13 protein-coding genes are annotated in these 16,947 nt (G+C 71.7%); 9 read left to right on the top strand and 4 right to left on the bottom strand.

Features of this window, described 5'->3' with window-relative positions; translation table 11 throughout:
- Nucleotides 1-332 precede the first annotated feature (332 nt).
- Nucleotides 333-1,421 (bottom strand): GNAT family N-acetyltransferase, encoded by a 1,089-nt coding sequence (locus tag ACSU53_RS29940; protein ID WP_437032844.1) that lies wholly within the window; start codon nucleotides 1,419-1,421, stop codon nucleotides 333-335.
- A 957-nt stretch (nucleotides 1,422-2,378) separates the two neighbouring features.
- Between ACSU53_RS29940 and ACSU53_RS29935 the strand changes: the two genes are divergently transcribed.
- From ACSU53_RS29935 to ACSU53_RS29925, 3 genes are all read left to right on the top strand, one after another.
- Nucleotides 2,379-2,597: a hypothetical protein gene (locus ACSU53_RS29935; protein WP_437032842.1), complete on the top strand. Its 219-nt coding sequence runs from the start codon at nucleotides 2,379-2,381 to the stop codon at nucleotides 2,595-2,597.
- Nucleotides 2,598-2,989: 392 nt separating this feature from the next.
- Nucleotides 2,990-4,060 (top strand): TerC family protein, encoded by a 1,071-nt coding sequence (locus ACSU53_RS29930; protein ID WP_437032840.1) that lies wholly within the window; start codon nucleotides 2,990-2,992, stop codon nucleotides 4,058-4,060.
- Between the two features lie 137 nt (nucleotides 4,061-4,197).
- Nucleotides 4,198-4,437: a hypothetical protein gene (locus ACSU53_RS29925; protein WP_437032838.1), complete on the top strand. Its 240-nt coding sequence runs from the start codon at nucleotides 4,198-4,200 to the stop codon at nucleotides 4,435-4,437.
- A gap of 158 nt (nucleotides 4,438-4,595) precedes the next feature.
- Here ACSU53_RS29925 and ACSU53_RS29920 read toward each other — a convergent pair whose 3' ends face one another.
- Complete coding sequence (locus ACSU53_RS29920) at nucleotides 4,596-6,428, bottom strand: beta-galactosidase (protein ID WP_437032836.1); 1,833 nt, start codon at nucleotides 6,426-6,428, stop codon at nucleotides 4,596-4,598.
- A 423-nt stretch (nucleotides 6,429-6,851) separates the two neighbouring features.
- Between ACSU53_RS29920 and ACSU53_RS29915 the strand changes: the two genes are divergently transcribed.
- Together ACSU53_RS29915 and ACSU53_RS29910 are read left to right on the top strand one after the other, a co-directional pair.
- Nucleotides 6,852-7,856, top strand: coding sequence for a LacI family DNA-binding transcriptional regulator (locus tag ACSU53_RS29915; RefSeq protein ID WP_437033491.1), 1,005 nt, complete (start codon nucleotides 6,852-6,854; stop codon nucleotides 7,854-7,856).
- Nucleotides 7,857-7,914: 58 nt separating this feature from the next.
- Entirely contained in the window at nucleotides 7,915-8,832 is a 918-nt protein-coding gene (locus ACSU53_RS29910; RefSeq protein WP_437032834.1) for a DUF6891 domain-containing protein, read from the top strand.
- 199 nt (nucleotides 8,833-9,031) lie between these two features.
- Here the strand turns inward: ACSU53_RS29910 and ACSU53_RS29905 are convergent, their stop codons facing one another.
- Nucleotides 9,032-9,538, bottom strand: coding sequence for a hypothetical protein (locus tag ACSU53_RS29905; RefSeq protein ID WP_437032832.1), 507 nt, complete (start codon nucleotides 9,536-9,538; stop codon nucleotides 9,032-9,034).
- A 288-nt stretch (nucleotides 9,539-9,826) separates the two neighbouring features.
- Nucleotides 9,827-10,273, bottom strand: coding sequence for a DUF5959 family protein (locus ACSU53_RS29900; RefSeq protein WP_437032830.1), 447 nt, complete (start codon nucleotides 10,271-10,273; stop codon nucleotides 9,827-9,829).
- Between the two features lie 331 nt (nucleotides 10,274-10,604).
- Here ACSU53_RS29900 and ACSU53_RS29895 point away from each other — a divergent pair, with 331 nt between their 5' ends.
- The 4 genes from ACSU53_RS29895 (at nucleotide 10,605) to ACSU53_RS29880 (ending at nucleotide 16,868) form a co-directional block, all read left to right on the top strand.
- Nucleotides 10,605-11,831, top strand: a complete 1,227-nt coding sequence (locus ACSU53_RS29895; protein ID WP_437032828.1) for an MFS transporter — start codon at nucleotides 10,605-10,607, stop codon at nucleotides 11,829-11,831.
- A 706-nt stretch (nucleotides 11,832-12,537) separates the two neighbouring features.
- Nucleotides 12,538-13,350 carry an SDR family NAD(P)-dependent oxidoreductase gene (locus ACSU53_RS29890; protein ID WP_362100208.1) on the top strand — a complete coding sequence of 271 codons (813 nt, stop codon included), beginning with the start codon at nucleotides 12,538-12,540 and terminating at the stop codon, nucleotides 13,348-13,350.
- Nucleotides 13,351-13,382: 32 nt separating this feature from the next.
- A complete protein-coding gene (locus ACSU53_RS29885; protein WP_437032825.1) occupies nucleotides 13,383-14,597 on the top strand; it encodes a serine hydrolase domain-containing protein in 1,215 nt (404 codons plus the stop codon).
- An 18-nt stretch (nucleotides 14,598-14,615) separates the two neighbouring features.
- On the top strand, nucleotides 14,616-16,868 hold the full coding sequence (locus ACSU53_RS29880) for a cytochrome P450 (protein WP_437032823.1): 2,253 nt from the start codon (nucleotides 14,616-14,618) through the stop codon (nucleotides 16,866-16,868).
- Nucleotides 16,869-16,947: the final 79 nt, after the last annotated feature.

Below are 16,947 nucleotides of genomic sequence, written 5' to 3'. Positions count from 1 at the left end.
GCCGCCCGGGCAGGTCCTGCGTCGTCACGATTCCGCGCTCGACAAGGGGCGCTCCCCCCTGCCGAGGTGAAGACCGAGGTGGGGCGGGAGACTCAGGGTCTGCTCCCCGCCCCCACTTGGCCGCCGTTCCGGGCCCCTTCCCCTGAGGGGAACGGTCGAGACGGTCACGGCGGTCGCCACGGCCGGGGTCCCGCATCCGGAACCGCACCGTGACAGGGCCGGGGCCAAGTCGGCGCGGCCGCTGCGGCAGGTCCGGGGCCGTGCCGACCTGGGGGTCGCTGACTGGCGGACTGACGGGCGGCACGGCGGCACGGCGGCACGATGGCACGGGATCAGCGCTCGCGCAGGGCTCCCACGGCCGACATCGTGCGCAGCACCGCACTCCTCAGGCCGGGGTGCCGTCGCACCACGCGGTGCGCAGCACGGGCGGGTTCGCGACGGACCCAGTGCAGGGCGGCGCCCGGGGTGGCTCTCCGCAGGACTCCCTCGTGCACGGACACGTGGCCGGTCTTGAAGGAGTCCTTGTAGGCGGCGTCCCCTCGGCCGAAGTCGAAGAGCCGGATGCCGGAGGACGCGGCGGCCTCGATCATGTGCAGGAAGAGGATGCGACCGGGAGAGTAGGTCGCCAAGGCCCGGTCGTAGGAGGGGAACCAGCAGCAGAAGACGGTGCGTGAGCGCAGTCCGAAGTGGGCGGCCACCGGTCGCTCACCGGCGTAGAGCACCGACAGCACTCCCCGGCACTCGGGGTGCGTGGTGATGGCGAGGTGACGCACCAACTGGTCGATCCAGGGCTGCGCGAACGGGTCTCTGCGTCCGGTCCTGCGGTAGTGGGCGGACTTCCAGGCGAGCAGGGCGGACAGCGCATCCGGGTCCCGCTCGTCGTGGACGAGGCGCACGGGACCGAGATGGCGGCTCAGTCGTCGTTCCTGGGCCCTGGCGCCCTTGAGGAAGCTCCGGGAACGCGAGCGCAGTTCGGCTTCGTAGTGGGCGAATCCTGGAGTGAGGTCGATGACGGGTGACGTGAAACGGCCGGTCGCATGGGGGACGAACAGCCGCTGTTCGCCGCTGAGATGGTTGAACTCCCAGGAGCTCAGCGAGCATGCCTCCAGGAGCTTCCTGGGGTCCAGGCTCTCGCGGGGGTGGACGACGGCGCCCTGGTGGTCGGAGACACCCATCGCGAGTGCGCTGCCGTGGCCGAAACGTCCGCGCTGATACGGGAAGTAGGCGACCGGCTCGCCGTCTCGCCGCACGACGGCCACCCGGGTGTCGGGCCGTGTCCCGTCGACGGCTCGGGCGAAGTGCGCGCTCATGAAGGGATTGGCTGCGGCCGGCCCGGGGACCATGGCCTGCAGTTCGTCCCACCGGGCGAGATCCTCGGGGGTCATCTCGCGGGGACGCACGACGTCGATGCGGGTGTTCATGGGTCTCCTGATCGCACAGGGATGCAAGGGTGCGGCCGTTGTGGCTCGGGGCTGCCGGGTGCGCGTCGGCCGAGTGTGCCGCGGGAAGTCGCCGCGGCACACTCGGCGGCTCTGCGTGATGCCCGCAGGCAGCAGTCGGGCAGGTGAGCGGGTGGGCACGTGGGCAGGCGCAGCGTCACGGGCCAGGGGGCCCGCGGCGTCGGGCTGGGGCAGTCAGCCGCTCCTCGGCGCCTCGCTCCTCGCCGGCCGTGCGCAGGGCGACGAAGGGGGTCGCATCCGGGTCACTGGCCGGGGCCGTACCGGTGCACCTCGGAGCGCGAGGCCGGCATGTCGAGGCGGCCCTGGCTCCACGGTGAAGGAGCACCGTGCCCGGGGCAGGGCCTTCGGGGAGGGTCCGGGCAGGGAGGCTCGCGATCATGACGGCTCCATCGTGCGCGCCCGGCGATCGACACGGCACCGTAACGCGGAAGCCGGACAGGGGAACCTTTGACCGAACCGCCACGTCCACGGGTGAACGCACCCCCCGCGCCGTCTCCGGACCGGCCGGAGGGCGGGACGACGGCTCCGGCGGGAGGCGCCGCCCGGGGCGCCTGCTTCGCCTGCCGCGGACCCCTCACCGGTCGGACTCCCCAGGGGCTCACGGGCACGGGACGTACTGGTCGGATGCGGACCGGCCCCGATCGGACACGGTCATTGATGCGGGACGAGGTGCGCTGCTGCCGTTGTCGGGCCCTGGCCGGATTCGATCAGCCGGAACACCTGCTCACGCGGGCGGCCTGCCCTTGCCGCCCAAAGGGTGCAGCTGCCGCGCGGGTGCCGACGCCGGAGTGGTTTTCGGACTTTCCCTGCGCCAGGGCACGGACGAACGCCCCTCGGCGACCACCACACCCTATTCTTCTACACGTTTGTAGAAACCTCCGCGTCGGGCGGACCTCACACTCTACGGAGATGACACACATGGCGTCGATCGACCTCGACAAGGTGCTGGACAAGGCCTGGGCGGACAAGAGCCTGCCCGAGATCCTTGCCGCCCCGGTGGACGCGCTCAAGGGCGTCTCGGAGCGCGACGGCGAACTGCTGCGGGAGGCGTTCGGGGTCAAGACGGTGGCCGACCTGGCCGACCTCAAGTACGCCCGCTGGGCTCAGGCTCTGGCCGCCCTCGACGCGGCCAAGTAGCCGGCCGATCCGCCGGGCGGTGCCACCCGCGCCGCACCGCCCGGCGGAACACGACATCCAGCCCGGGCGGCCCCATCGGTCGCCCGGGCCGCGGCCCGCCATGGCCCGCCCGCCGCCGCACACGTCCGCCATCTCCGCCGCCGCACACGTCCGCCGCGTCCGCCCAACGTGTCTCCGGCACACCGTCGCCGGAACTCCGTTGCGGGACGCCGTCGCCGGGTGTGCGTTTCGGTGACGCAGGCGGCCCGGTTTGCGCCGGGCGGACCGAGGAGACCCGTGCGAGGCGGACAACGGACCGCCGACCGGAGGGACGCCCTGGGCGACAGCCGTCGCATCGTGCGCCAGACTCGAAGGGTCACTGCCGGTCGACCACGCTCAAGAGGGGCCGGACCATGCATGATGTGCCGCTGTGGCTATGGCTGGTGTTCGCCGCCACCGTGCTGGTGTCGTTGGCGATCGATCTCCTGGCGCACCGACATGCCCATGTGATCGGCTTCCGTGAGGCCGCCGCGTGGAGCTGTGCGTGGGTGGGACTGGCCATTGTCTTCGGCGTCGTGGTGTTCTTCGTGGTCGGTACGACCGCGGGAGTGGAGTACACCACCGCCTGGCTCCTGGAGAAGAGCCTGTCCGTCGACAATCTCTTCGTCTTCGCCCTGATCTTCGGCTATTTCAAGGTGCCCCGCGCCTACCAGCACCGGGTGCTGTTCCTCGGCGTGCTGGGTGCCCTGGTCTTCCGCGGGATCTTCCTGGCAGCCGGTGTGGCCGTGGTCAGCCGCTTCACCGCCGTCCTGTTCGTCTTCGCCGCCATCCTCTTCTACAGCACGTACAAGATCCTCAAGGAGGAGGACGACAGCTTCGACCCGGGCAAGAGCATGGCCGTCAGGCTGCTCCGCAAGGTCGTCCCGGTGACGGACGACTACGCGGGCACCAAGTTCTTCGTCAAGGAAGCCGGCAAACGCGTCGCCACTCCCCTGCTCGCCGTGGTCGCCGCGATCGAGGCCGCCGACCTCGTCTTCGCCGTCGACAGCGTGCCCGCCGTTCTCGCGGTGAGCAGCGATGCCTTCATCGTCTACACCAGCAACGCCTTCGCCATTCTGGGCCTGCGGGCCCTGTACTTCATGCTCGCCGGCCTGCTCGACCGCTTCCACTACCTCAGCAAGGGCCTGGCGCTCATCCTCGCCTTCATCGGCGTCAAGCTCATCCTCCAGGCGTCCCACAAGACGATCAGCACCGCCATTCCCGAGATCCCCTCACTGATCAGTCTCGCCGTCATCGCCACCATCCTGGCCGCCTCCGTCACCCTCAGCCTGCTGCGTCCGCCGCCCGGCGACGCCGACACCGCGGGCGCAGCGACCGACGAGGCCGCGGACAGGGGCGAGCCCGCCGGGAGCGGTGCCGGCCACACCGAGCCGGGCCGCTCGGCCGATCCACCGGACCCGACCGACACACCGGACGCCAGGTGACCCGTTCGTCCCGCTGCGGACCACTCCCCCTGAGGCCGTGCCCGTTACGTTCGGGGCCGGTCCCGATGCGGTCTCCGGCTCGGTGGGCGATGACCCAAAAAACTCATAAACAGGCAAAACCGGGGTAAAACTCCGACATGGATGACGAGAAGAAGAAGTCCGAGCCGACCACGCCGCCCGCATTCGTCTGCCGCTCCTGCAAGCAGCCGGTGGACGCCGTGGTGGAACGACACAAGACGATGGGGGTCTTCGTCCCGTCCTGGACGGCAGGCCCCTGCCACAACCGGCGCTGCGACGACTACGTACCGGAACAGGTACCGATCAGCTCGGTGCGCAGCGATGTCTGGAGGAAAGCGACCGGATGGTCCCCCCACTGACCGTCTCCGACTGGTCCGACCGTGCCCCGACCGTGCCCCGGCCGGGCCCGTGGTCCGTATGCGGAGCCCGGGCGGACAGGCCACAGCCCCGGGTGCGGGGCCGGGTCGGCTCTCCTGTCCCCTGGTCACGAGTGGCTCCGGTGCGGGCGTCGTCGTGGTCAGTCGAAGGTCTCGATGTACTCCTGTGGCGGGCCGAGGTCGGGCCGGTCGAGGAGGGTGATCCGGTCGCCGAAGCGCTGCGCCTCGAGAACGGTGAGGACGTTCCGGCCGGGACGCAGTAGGGGTCCGGGGAGGTAGAGGGTGCGCTGCGGGCCGATCTCCCAGTAGCGGCCGAGCAGGGTGTCGTTGACCCACAGGAACCCCTTGCCGAAACCGGGCAGGGCCACGAAGGTGTCCGCGGGCGCGTCCAGGTGCAGCCGGGCCTCGGCGAAGCCCGCCCGCTCGTCGGAGGGGCCGGCGGAGACGGCTCGGGCGAGGTCCTGCCCGGTCCACTCGTCCAGCGGCAACCGGTACATGGTCCAGTGGTGCACCAGTCTGCGGTCGGCCAGCACGCCGCCGAGGATGCCCTTGCCCTGGCCGAGCAGGGGGCCGTAGTTGATCCGGCCCTGGTTCTCCACCAGCAGTTCCAGCCGGATGCGGCGTCCGGCGCCCTGGACGGTGACCGAGGTGGTGTGGCCGTCCAGGATGCCCACGGGATCGCCGTCGACGAACACCTGTGCGCGGTCGTGGAGTTGCCGTACGGACAGCTCGACGGGTCCCGGAGGGAGCAGCGGTTCGGCGGCGTACAGGACGAGTCCGGCGGCCTGTTCCAGCTCGCCGAAGCTGAGCGGCACCGGTGCGCGTACCGGTTCGGACGCCGAGCGCAGTCCGTCCAGCAGGGACGCCCGGCGGGTGAGTTCCAGGGACCGGGGCGCCAGCAGCGGTGGGTCGGCGGGGACGGGGCGGGTGGCCACGGTGGGGGCGACGGCCGTCAGTCGTTCCCGCACCGCGAAGAACTTGGGGGTCAGGGCTCCGTGTTCGGCGATCGGCGCGTCGGAGTCGTAGCTCGTGACGGTCGGCTGGATGCGCTCGCCGTCGTGGTTGGCACCCGACCACAGGCCGAAGTTGGTGCCGCCGTGCGCCATGTAGAGGCTCACCGAGCCGCCCGCGTCGAGGATGCCCTGCAGTGTGTCCGCAGCGCCGGCGGCCGGCCGCACGTGGTGCGGTTCCCCCCAGTGGTCGAACCACCCGTTCCAGAACTCCGCGCAGAAGAACGGCTCTCCCTCACGCCGCTCCCGCAGCAGTGCCGCTGCCTCGGCGGGCTTCGAACCGAAGGTGGCGGCTGCCAGCTCCCCGGCCAGCGAGCCGCCGTCCTGCATCAGCGGTGTCGGGCCGTCGGCCGTGTAGAGCAGTTCGGTGACGCCCCTCTCGACCAGCGCGTCCCGTACCCAGCGGACGTAGGCGTGGTCGTCGCCGTAACTGCCGTACTCGTTCTCGATCTGGACGGCCACGACCGGCCCTCCCCTGCCGTGCTGGAGGCCGGCGACACGGGGGATCACGGTGTCGAACCAGCGGCTCACGGCGTGCAGGAAGGGCGGGTGGGAGGTGCGCAGCCGCATGCCGGGAGTGTCGGTGAGCCAGGCGGGCAGTCCGCCGTTGTCCCATTCCGCGCAGATGTACGGGCCCGGTCGCACGATGACGTCCAGGCCCTCGTCCTGGGCGAGCCGGATGAAGCGTTCCAGGTCGCGTCCGCCGTCGAAGTCGATGTCTCCCGGCGTGCGTTCGTGGAAGTTCCAGGGCACGTAGGTGTCGACGGTGTTGAGTCCGAGGGCGGCGAGCCGGCGGAGCCGGTCGGCCCAGTGCTCGGGGTGGACGCGGAAGTAGTGCAGGGAGCCGGCCAGCACCCGGTGCGGCCGCCCCTCGCGCAGCAGTTGGCCGTTCGCGTGGGTCAGGGCAGCCGGCGCCCCGGGCTCCGGGCGGTCCGGCACGGGAGACTCTCCTGGGGCGGTCATGGAGCGGATCCGGACCGGGTGAGTGATCTCGCCACAACTCCTCTTCCGGGGATCGGGACAGGGGCTCACGGCGGCGTGCTCGGGAGCAGGCGGCAGCCGTCCGGACGTGGACCGTCGGTCAACGGCTCGAACTATGGCAGATGCTGTGATCGATGCCAATGGAGGTGGACCGGGTTCAGCGGCATCTCGTGAGGCTTTCATGCACTCCGGCATCTCCTCGTGTTGTTATCGCTATCATCCGGGCAGCGGATCGTGCCTTGCGGCTCGCGGCCCACGAACCGCGGGGTGCTGGTCGCGGTCTGCGGGATGCGGGTCGCGGGTCGCGAGTCGCACGCTGGAACTTCGGGGCAGCGGGCAGCGGGCAGCGAGCAGCGAGAAGGGACCAGGGTGAAGCAGAGCGCCGACGCCAAGCGGCCGCCCGGGATGGCGGACGTGGCACGGGTCGCCGGGGTGTCGGCGCAGACGGTGTCCCGAGTGCTCTCGGGTCACCCGAACGTCCAGGAGCGCACGCGCGCCAGGGTGTTGCTGGCCGTGGAACAACTGGGTTACCGGCGCAACAACGCGGCCCGGGTGCTGTCCTCGGGCCGCAGCCGCACCATCGGCGTGGTGACGTTGAGGACCCATCACTACTCGGGCGGGCTGATCACCTCCGGGATCGAGGACGCGGCACGGGCTGCCGGGTACACCGTCAGCGCCGCCACGACCTCGTCCCTCGACACCTCCGCCGTCGAAGCCGCGCTGTCCCGGCTCGCCGACCAGGACGTCGAGGGTGTCGTCCTCGCGGTGCCGCTGATCCACACCAGCCGCCGGATCGAACAGCTCACCGAGTCGGTCCCCACCGTCACCATCGACGGGTCCCGCACCGCGGCCACCGAGGTGGTGGCCATGGACCAGGCGCTCGTCGCGCGCCTCGCCACCCGTCATCTGCTCGACCTCGGCCACCACTCCGTGTGGCATGTCGCGGGTCCCGGGGAGTGGCTGGAAGCCGTGAAACGACGCGAGGGCTGGCGCCGCACCCTGGAGGCGGCCGGCCGACCCGTGCCGCCCGTGCTGGAGGGCGACTGGTCCCCCGCGTCCGGCTACCGCAACGGTCTCGTCCTGGGACGCATCCCCGAGGTGACCGCCGTCTTCGTCGCCGGGGACGAGATGGCGTTCGGCGTGATCAAGGGACTGCACGAGACGGGTCGCCGGGTCCCCGGAGACATCTCGGTGGTCGGCGTCGACGACATCGAGCTCGCCGAGTACAGCCGGCCCCCGCTCACCACGGTGGCGCAGCCGTTCGCGAAACTGGGCGCGCTGGCGGTGACGCATCTTCTGCGAACCGTCGCCGCTCCGGACACCGTGCCGGAGCCGGAAACGGTGGAACCGCGCCTCGTCATCCGGTCGAGCACCGCGCCGCCTCGTGCTCCCGCCGGCGCCGCCCTCTGACCTGTCCCCTGCGCCGTAGGACGCACCCGTTGTCGGAGCGATGTGGCAGAGTCTGCCCATGCTCGAGATCGTGGTGGAGACGGAGAACTGGCAGCGGCACGTCCGTGTGTCCGCCGAGGAGTTGGCAGCGCTGGTCCGGCGGATCGGCGGTCACGGCGACCGGTTCCTGGTGGTCCAGCGGATTCCCGATCTGCCCGATGTGTTCGCCCAGGTCTGGCACGAGGACGGTGGCGCCTACGCGTTCGAGCACCGCGACGGTGCCGCCGACCGCCACTTCCGGACCGCAGTGGACGGGCCGGCCGAAGTGATCACGGCGATGACCGGATGGGCCCGTCAGGAAGCGGGTTGGGGCGCGGGACTGGCCTGGTCACGGCTGGACACGGGGCCCGCCCGCGAGGTGCCGCCGCTCGACCTCGGCGCAGAGGATCGCCACGCCCTGGAGCAGCGCGTCCGGGAGGTGCTCAGCGGTGGTTACGCCTCTCGTGCCCAACTGACCGAGGTCGCCGAGGAGTACCTGGTCACGCAGGACCGTCGGCCCGTCTCCCGCGAGCAGGCGGTGGCGCTGGTCGACCGGCTGTGGCTGGAGCGGGTGGCCGAGCAGGCCACGTGGGAGGGCGTGACCGACCCCGAACGGCTGACCCGGGCGTTCACCATGCTGCAGGCTGCCGGTATCACGGCCCGCGAGAACTTCAGCTGTTGCCGCACCTGCGGTGACGCCGAGATCGGCGGCGCCGGAGAACCCGACGCCCGCGGATTCGTCTACTTCCACTCCCAGTGCACCGACTCCGCCGTGGCCGGCCACGGACTGACGCTCCTCTACGGCGGTTTCGACGGCTCACCGCAGACCACGATGGCCGTCGGGCACGAAGTCGTGAGCGCACTCGACACCGCGGGGCTCCGCACCGAGTGGGACCAGGACCCGAACCGGGCCATCACCGTCACTCCCGTGGACTGGCGACGGAGACTGGTCGGCTAGGGCGCGACGTCCCGGTTGTGCCGAAGGCTGCACTCAGGGACTCGTGGGGATGCGACCGCCGGCGTCGAAACAGCAGGACGGGCCGGGCACCGTGTGCCGTCCGTACGGTCCTCGGGGCGCAGGGCCCGGACCCGTCCGCGTCGTGAGATGACATGTCATGTCGTGTCACGGGGACGACGCCATGACACGTCACGTCGTGTCAGATGCCCATGGAGGCCATCTCGATCGCGGAGCGGTAGTTCACCGCTGTCGCCACCACGCACACGCGGTAGGTCCGGTTGTCCTTCACCACCAGGAAGTAGTCCCGGATCTGCTTCCAGTACTGGCGCAGGTAGCTCGGCCCGGGGAAGAACGCCGGCGGGCGCGGCACCAGGGCGAATGCCTCGGAGCACTTGAGGATCTCGCCCGTTGCGGTCGAGAGGACCGCCTCCACCTCACTGTTCATGTTCCAGCCCGCCGCGAGCTGGGGTGTCCAGATCGCGCCGGCGATCTCCCGCAGGCGCTGCTGCTCCTCCGGCGTGGGGTCGGCCTCGGGCACGGCGGCCGGTACGACCCGTTCGGCTGCCGTCCGTGCGACGGCGGCCGAGTGCGCCTGGGCGGTGCCCGCTCCCGCCGCACCGGCCAGCAATCCCGCCGCCGCTGTGACGGCCACGGCGGTCAGCGCGGCACGTGCGCGTAACGGGCCTCTGCGCGTGGTGGTGGTCATCGTGTGTCCTCCCCGGTTTCCCGTCCGCCCCGTGTGGGACGGACCGCGGGCACGCTCGCACGCGGGTCCTGGACGGTCAACGGCGCCGGACCGGACACGACCGGAAACCGGCACAGGTGTGCCGCCGGGGCGGGGGGCTCGGCGACTGATGCGGATGGGTCGAGGGGGGTACGGGGACGTCCGGGAGGACGGCTGCGGGGCGGTGACGGCTCCCCGGGCACCGGGGGCCGGCCTCCGGAGTCCGTCGCCCCCGGAGTCCGTCACGTCCCGGCGGCAGAAGCCCCGTCCTCAGGCCCACCCGTACCGGTCTCGGGCCGTCGCGAGCAGTCGGCGGTGGGCGGCCCAGTCGGGCTGGTCCGCGATGGGAACGACGACAAGGGCCTGCGAGCCCGTGACGTCGAAGACGCTCACCTCCAGACACTCGCTCTCCGTCTCGGTGGCTGCGTCGATCATGATCCGGGGTGAGCGTCCGCTCTCCAGCCAGACAGCACTCCTGCCGGCCGCGACGGCATCCAGGACGTCGCCCCAGCTGTCGAGATCGTACGCGCTGAGGAAGACCTCGACCCGGCCGCTGACGAACCCGGTGGTGACCACGATCTCCGCGCGGAGGGCGTCGTAACGATCGGAAGCGGACAGGGACACGCCTTCGACGACGCGGACGGAGACGCCCTGCTCCTCGTCGTACAGGTGGATCAGTACCTGACGGCCGGCGGCGGGCACGGGGGCTTCACCCATGGAGAGCCCTTCCTCAGAGGTCGTAGCGGGGGATGTACGGGGAGCGGGGACGGTCGCGGCAGACGCCTGCCGGTCCGCGTCCGCCGGCCGCCGACCGCCGGCCGCCTGCCAGGTGACGCAGGTCACGGAGGTGACGGTCCGATCTTGGAATGTCCGGTCCGGTGCGGTTGCTCTCCCTCTCGGGGGTCTACCCTGCCATGGGTCTGCCCTGTCCCGGGACGGACTGCGCCGGGCAATGGTGCTCAGCGCGACCGGCCTCGAGCAGAGGGGACGGGATCGTTCCGCCCTTCCCTCGATCCGGCCCGCTGTGAGTGAAAGGTTTCTCCGCACCATGCCACTGGCCCTGCTGGCTCTGGCCGTCGTCGCGTTCGGCCTCGGCACGACCGAGTTCGCCACCATGGGGTTGCTGCCCCAGATCGCCGACGGGGTCGGCGTCTCGGTGCCCGACGCCGGGAACCTCGTGTCGGCGTACGCGATCGGCGTCGTCATCGGCGCCCCCGTTCTGACGGGCATCGGGGCACGCATCCCCCACAAGCGGCTGTTGCTGCTGCTCACCGGCCTGTTCGTGGTGGGCAACGTCGCTTCCGCCCTCGCCCCCTCCTACGGTCTGCTCTTCGGTGCCCGTTTCCTGACGGGGCTGCCCCACGGGGCACTGTTCGGCGTGGGCGCCGTCGTGGCGTCCCGGCTCGTCGCGCCCGACCGGGCCGCCCGTGCCGTCTCGCGCATGTTCCTCGGGCTCACCGTCGCCAACATCGTCGGCGTGCCGGCGGGCACTGCCCTGGGACAGCAACTGGGCTGGCGGTCCGCGTTCCTCGCCATCGCCGTGATCGGTCTCGCCGCCCTCGCCGCGCTGGCCCTCTTCGTGCCCCACCAGCCGCGCGGCCGGCAGTCGGGTGCCCGGCGCGAGCTGCGGGCCATGAGCAACCGGCACGTGGCGGTCGGCCTGGCCGTCGCCGTGGTGGGATTCGGCGGGTTCTTCGCCGTCTACAGCTACCTGGTGCCCATCCTGACGAACGTGACGGGCATCTCCGAGACGTCCACCACCCTGGTGCTCGCGCTGTACGGCGTCGGCATGACGCTGGGCACCCTGATCGCGGGTCCGCTCACGGACCGGGCCCTGCGCCCGACGCTGTACGCGGGGCTCGCCCTGCTCGCCGCCGCGCTGGTGACGTTCTCCTTCACGGTGCACACCACCTGGGCCGCACTGGTGACCATCACGTTCATCGGTGCGCTGGGCTCCTTCATCACCACGCCGGTGCAGATGCTGCTCATGGCCAAGGCGAAGGACGCCCCGACGATGGCGGCCGCCTCCAACCACTCCGCCTTCAACCTGGCCAACGCGGGCGGCGCCTGGCTCGGCGGCCTGGCCCTCTCCGCGGGCTGGGGCTGGACCTCCCCCGCCCTGGTCGGCGCCGCCCTGGCCGTGGCCGGACTCGGCCTGGCGGTCATGGGCGGTCTGATGAACCGGGACGGCAGCCGCTCGGACGTCGTCACCGTCTCCGGGGCGGTTCCCTCGGCGGGGGCCGAGAGGGTCGGGTCGGCCCAGCGGTCCGACTGACCCAAGCGTCCTCCCGGCGCGGCCGGCCGCCCGCCCCGTGGTCCGCCGGTCCACGCTCCCCCACCCGGCACCGACCCCGGCCAGGCACTGTCGCCGGCCCTGCACCGTCCCTGCCCGACTCCCTCCCCGGCCGGGACTCGCGTGGCCGGGCGGACCCGGCGGACACCGTCGATGCGACGGGCGGGCCCTCCGCCCCGCAGGCCCCGGCCGCGTCGCGACAGCGGCCCCGTGAGGAACATCCGCGGAGCAGGGCCGGCGGCTCCCCTCCGCCCTCCCCCGCCGACCGGCCCCGAGCCGTGGCCCCGGGCCCCCGAGCCCCGGCCCCGGCCCCGGCCCCGGCCCGAGCTCTACCCCGTCCCCCCGCCCTCCGTCCTCGCTCCCGCCCCGACTCCCGGTGATGCGCCTGCTCCCGGCGATGCGCCGCCCGGAGGTGCCGGACGACCTCATGACCTGCGGCGGAAGCGCGACGGCGTGGGCGCCGACGTCCCGTGACGAGAGCCCGGCCGTCACACTCCGTCATCTAATCGTGCCGCTCTCCGGCCGGACTCGGCCCCACAGCCCCGTGATCTCCCGGCGTGAATTGCCCTGCAATCAAATCTAGACAGGTGTCAAATTCCTGGTTAGGTTGGCCGGACTTCTTCACCGACGGGCACGACGTGCGTGCCCTGCTGCGGCACGTCACACCTCAACGACGAGGGGATCGACCATGGAACTCGACGGCAGGATCGCGGTCGTCACCGGAGCGGCCTCGGGCATGGGCCTGGCCGCCGTGAAGGCCCTGGCGGGAGCCGGCGCCACCGTGTACGGAATGGATCTGCGCCAGGAGGACCTGGACCGCGAGTTCGCCGGGCTGGACCGGGTCGTGGGACTGGCCGCGGACGTCTCCGACTCCGCCGCCGTCCAGCGGGTCTTCGACCGGGTGCGCGCCGACCACGGCCGGCTGCACGTCCTGGTGAACGCCGCCGGTGTCGCCACGCCGAACAAGGCCAAGCAGGCGTGGGTGGACGGCATCAACCAGCGGATGACCGAGTCCTTCAAGACGGGCGAGACCTACCACCCGGAATTCCTGGACGGCATCTCCGACGAGGACTTCGACCGCGTCGTCGCGATCAACCTCAACGGCACCTTCTACACGATCCGCGCCGCGGTGCCGCTCATGAAGGAGAGCGGCAGCGGCTCCATCGTCAACTTCGCCTCCGTGGCGGGACTCATCGGCCTGCCGATGCCCGCCTACTACCCGGCCTCCAAGGCCGCGGTGGTCGGTCTCACCAAGGCGGTGGCGGCCGAGCTGGCCCCCTTCGGCATCCGGGTCAACGCACTGGCCCCGGCCGGCATCCGCACCGCCATGCTCACGGCGTCCGGTGACGACCACGTCCAGGCGCTGCTCGCCCTCCAGCCGCTGAAGCGCCTGGCGGAACCCGAGGAGATCGGCCGGACCGTCCTCTTCCTCGCCTCGGACGCGGCGGGTCACTACACCGGTCAGACGCTGGCGCCCTCCGGCGGCGCCCTCATGCTCTGACCTCCCCTCGACTCCCGGACGGAGAACATCCCGTGCAGCACACCACGGCACCGGAGCACACGGTCGCCCTCACCGACACCCCCGGCGTCGAGCGCCGCTTCCTCGAGGTCCTGGACGCCACGATCCGCGCGGACATCGCGGGCGGCGCCTACCACGGGGCCAACGTCATCGTCGCCCGGCACGGCCGGATCGCCCTGCGCGGCACCTACGGCCTGGCCGACATCGGGACCGGCCGCCCGACCCGGCGCGACGACGTCTACCGCATCCTGTCCATGTCCAAGGGCTTCACCAACGCCCTGGTCTTCCGGGCCCTCAGCGAGGGCCGGCTGATGCTGTCGACCCGCGTCGTGGACCTCATCCCCGAGTTCTTCGGCGCCGAGCCGTTCCGTGCCGCCCGCAAGGACCGGATCAACCTCGCCCACCTGCTCACGCACCGGGCCGGGATGCCCGCGACGCCCAACCCGGGCCTGGGTCCCGAGGGGTTCGCCGTACTCGCCGACGTCATCGAGGCCCTCGCCGGCGTCGACGTCGTGCACGAGCCGGGCACCGATCTGAACTACTCGGCCGCCATCAACCACGCGCTGATGGGCGAGATGGCCCGGCGCGCCTACGGAGCCGACTCGTTCCGCGACCTGATGCGGGAGAAGGTCTTCGGCCCGGTCGGGATGGACCACACCAGGTTCGGGATGCCCGCCGAATGGCGTGAGAGGGGCGTTCCGCTGAAGGTCATCGTCGCCAACGACTCCTGGCTCAAGCCCGAGGACATCGAGTGCCTCAACGACGTCATCGACCGCGAGGACGCGGAGATGCCGTGGGTCGGCGCGGTGTCCACCATCGAGGACGTCTTCGCGTTCACGGAGATGCTGCGGAACAAGGGGCGCACCGCGTCCGGGGAGCAGCTCATCGGCGAGCCGGTGCTGGACTTCGCCACCACCAACCAGACCGGCGACCAGATCAACGACCTGTACGGGATGGTCGCCGCCGCCCGCAAGTGGGACCTGCCGCCGGGCAACATGGGCCTGGGCATGGCCCTCGCCGGCACCGGGACGCACGCCCGGTTCTTCGGCCCGTTCGTCTCGCCGCGCACCTTCGGTTCCTACGGCGCCGGTTCGTCCCTGCTGTGGGTGGACCCCGTCTCGGGCATGTCCTTCTGCTTCCTGTCCTCCGGGGTGATGGACGAGGGGGACAACGTCGCCCGCTTCCAGAAGCTGTCCTCGATCGCCGCGTCCGCGGCCACCAGCGTCTGACCGCGAAAGGACCAGGCCATGACGTCCATGCAGGAAGAGGCCCGTCCGACGGGCCGCTGTCCCGTCGCCCACGGCTTCGACGCGATGGGGGACGACTACTACCGCGACCCGGCCGGACACCTGGCGGCGGTCCGGGACACCTCGCCGGTGTTCTGGTACCCGCACCTGAACGCGTGGATCGTCACGCGGCGGGAGGACTGTCTCACCGTCCTGTCGGACTGGCAGACCTACTCCTCGGCCTCCAACTCGGCCGCGGACGTGCCGGCTCGGCACCGGGAGATCTATCCCCCGGACCTCGTGTCGAAGATGATCGTCGGTCAGGATCCGCCCGGGCACACCGAGACGCGGTCCGTGGCGCAGCTCGGCTTCGTCAAGGAGCGCATGGACCGGCTGCAGCCCGAGATCGAGGCCCGGGCGCACCGCATCGTCGACCGGTTCGAGAACAACGGCTCGGCGAACCTGCTCGAGGAGTACTCGCTGGAGCTGACCACGCAGACCATCATGGCGCTGCTGGGGCTGGGCTACGAACACGAGGCGATGCTGCGGCAGTTGCGCGACGATCTGTTCGCGGTGCTGTCCTCCGCGCACGAGCCGCTGCCGGAGCCGGCGCGGTCGCAGGTGTGGGACCGTTTCGTGGCGGCCAACCTGAAGCTGCGGGACATCGTGGAGGAGCGGCGCGAGTCGACCGCCGACGACATCATCTCGGTGATGGCGTCCGCGCGGACGAAGGACGGCTCGTACGCGCTGCCGACGCCGCAGATCGCCCTGCACGTCTCGGAGTTCGCCGCGGCGGGCACGGACACCACCGCGCAGGCCATGACCAACGCGGTGATCTTCCTGTCGCAGAACCCGCAGGCGCTCCAGGACGCGCTCGCCGAACCGGAGCTGTGGCCGCGGGTGTTCGAGGAGACGCTGCGCCGGCGTCCGTCCTCGACGTTCACCTCCCGCCGGGTGACGCGGGACGTGGAGCTGTCCGGCGTGCGGATCTCCGCCGGTGACATGGTGTGGGTCGCGCTGGCCTCCGCCAACACCGATCCCGCTCACGTCGACCGGCCCTTCGAGTTCGACATCCACCGTCCGGACCCCACCGATCACCTGGCCTTCACCGCGGGCCGGCACACCTGCCTGGGCAACCCGCTGGCCCGGGTGCAGGGCGCGACGGGGCTGCGGGTGCTGTTCGAGCGGCTGCCGTCGCTGCGCCCGGACGACGGGGACGAGCTGGACTTCCTGCGCATGGCGCTGCTGCCGGTGCGGCGCTCGCTCCAGGTGCACTGGGACGTCGCGGACGTCGAGCGTTCGCGGACGCGGACCCTGCGCACCCTCAACCTGGAGGTGACCGGGCGGGTCGAGGCGTCGGACGGGGTGGTGGCGCTGGACCTGAGCCACCCGGACGGCGGGGAGCTGCCGCAGTGGAGGGCCGGGGCCCATGTCGACGTGCACGTGCCCGGTCCGGACGGGGAACCGTGGGTGCGCCAGTACTCGCTGTCGTCCGACCCGGAGGACCGCACGTCGTACCGCATCGGCGTGCTGCGGGAGCCGGACGGCCGGGGAGGTTCGGCCGCGGTGCACGACGCGCTGACGGTCGGGGCGCGGGTCACGGTGTCCTGGCCGCGCAACAACTTCCGGCTCCTGCCCTCGCCCCGTTACCTGTTCATCGCGGGCGGCATCGGCATCACCCCGATCCTGCCGATGATCCGGGAGGCGGAGCGGGCCGGCGCCGAGTGGGACCTCGTCTACGGCGGGCGCACGCAGGCGTCGATGGCCTTCCGCGACGAGCTGGCCGCCCACGGCGGGCGGGTCACCCTCGTCCCGCAGGACGAGCACGGGCTGATCGACCTGCCGGGACTGCTCGGTGAGGTGCGCGAGGGGACGCTCGTCTACGCGTGCGGTCCGGAGCCGCTGCTGCGGGCCGTGGAGGAGAACACCGCCCACTGGCCGAAGAACTCCCTGCGGCTGGAGCGGTTCGCCCCGAAGCCCGTGGTGCGGACGGTCCCCGACACCCCGTTCGAGGTGGAGTTCGCCGAGTCGGGCCGGGTCGTCGAGGTGGGCGCGGACGAGTCGATCCTGGAGGCGGCGGAGCGGGCGGGCCTCTCCGTGGTGTCGTCGTGCAAGACCGGGACGTGCGGTACGTGCGAGACGCCCATCGTCTCCGGCCGGGCCGACCACCGTGACTCGATCCTCACCCCGTCGGAGCAGGAGGCGGGCCGGACCATGCTGATCTGCGTGTCCCGCGCAGCGGGCGACTGCCCGCGCCTGGTGCTGGGCGGCTGACACGCCGCGCCGCGGGCCCGGTCCGCCTCTCCCCCGTCTTCCGCCGGGGCACCCCTCCGCCGGGTGCCCCGGACGGGGA

The organism is Streptomyces sp. enrichment culture (assembly GCF_964273255.1).
Classification (GTDB): Bacteria; Actinomycetota; Actinomycetes; order Streptomycetales; family Streptomycetaceae; genus Streptomyces.
The sequence above is the reverse complement of the archived record's forward strand: the minus strand, read 5'-3'. Positions and strand labels throughout refer to the sequence as shown.

Coding starts and splice junctions, on each gene's coding strand:
- ACSU53_RS29940 (WP_437032844.1), bottom strand. CDS start 1,421: ATGAACACCCGCATCGACGTCGTGCGTCCCCGCGAGATGACCCCCGAG.
- ACSU53_RS29935 (WP_437032842.1), top strand. CDS start 2,379: ATGGCGTCGATCGACCTCGACAAGGTGCTGGACAAGGCCTGGGCGGAC.
- ACSU53_RS29930 (WP_437032840.1), top strand. CDS start 2,990: ATGCATGATGTGCCGCTGTGGCTATGGCTGGTGTTCGCCGCCACCGTG.
- ACSU53_RS29925 (WP_437032838.1), top strand. CDS start 4,198: ATGGATGACGAGAAGAAGAAGTCCGAGCCGACCACGCCGCCCGCATTC.
- ACSU53_RS29920 (WP_437032836.1), bottom strand. CDS start 6,428: ATGACCGCCCCAGGAGAGTCTCCCGTGCCGGACCGCCCGGAGCCCGGG.
- ACSU53_RS29915 (WP_437033491.1), top strand. CDS start 6,852: ATGGCGGACGTGGCACGGGTCGCCGGGGTGTCGGCGCAGACGGTGTCC.
- ACSU53_RS29910 (WP_437032834.1), top strand. CDS start 7,915: ATGCTCGAGATCGTGGTGGAGACGGAGAACTGGCAGCGGCACGTCCGT.
- ACSU53_RS29905 (WP_437032832.1), bottom strand. CDS start 9,538: ATGACCACCACCACGCGCAGAGGCCCGTTACGCGCACGTGCCGCGCTG.
- ACSU53_RS29900 (WP_437032830.1), bottom strand. CDS start 10,273: ATGGGTGAAGCCCCCGTGCCCGCCGCCGGCCGTCAGGTACTGATCCAC.
- ACSU53_RS29895 (WP_437032828.1), top strand. CDS start 10,605: ATGCCACTGGCCCTGCTGGCTCTGGCCGTCGTCGCGTTCGGCCTCGGC.
- ACSU53_RS29890 (WP_362100208.1), top strand. CDS start 12,538: ATGGAACTCGACGGCAGGATCGCGGTCGTCACCGGAGCGGCCTCGGGC.
- ACSU53_RS29880 (WP_437032823.1), top strand. CDS start 14,616: ATGACGTCCATGCAGGAAGAGGCCCGTCCGACGGGCCGCTGTCCCGTC.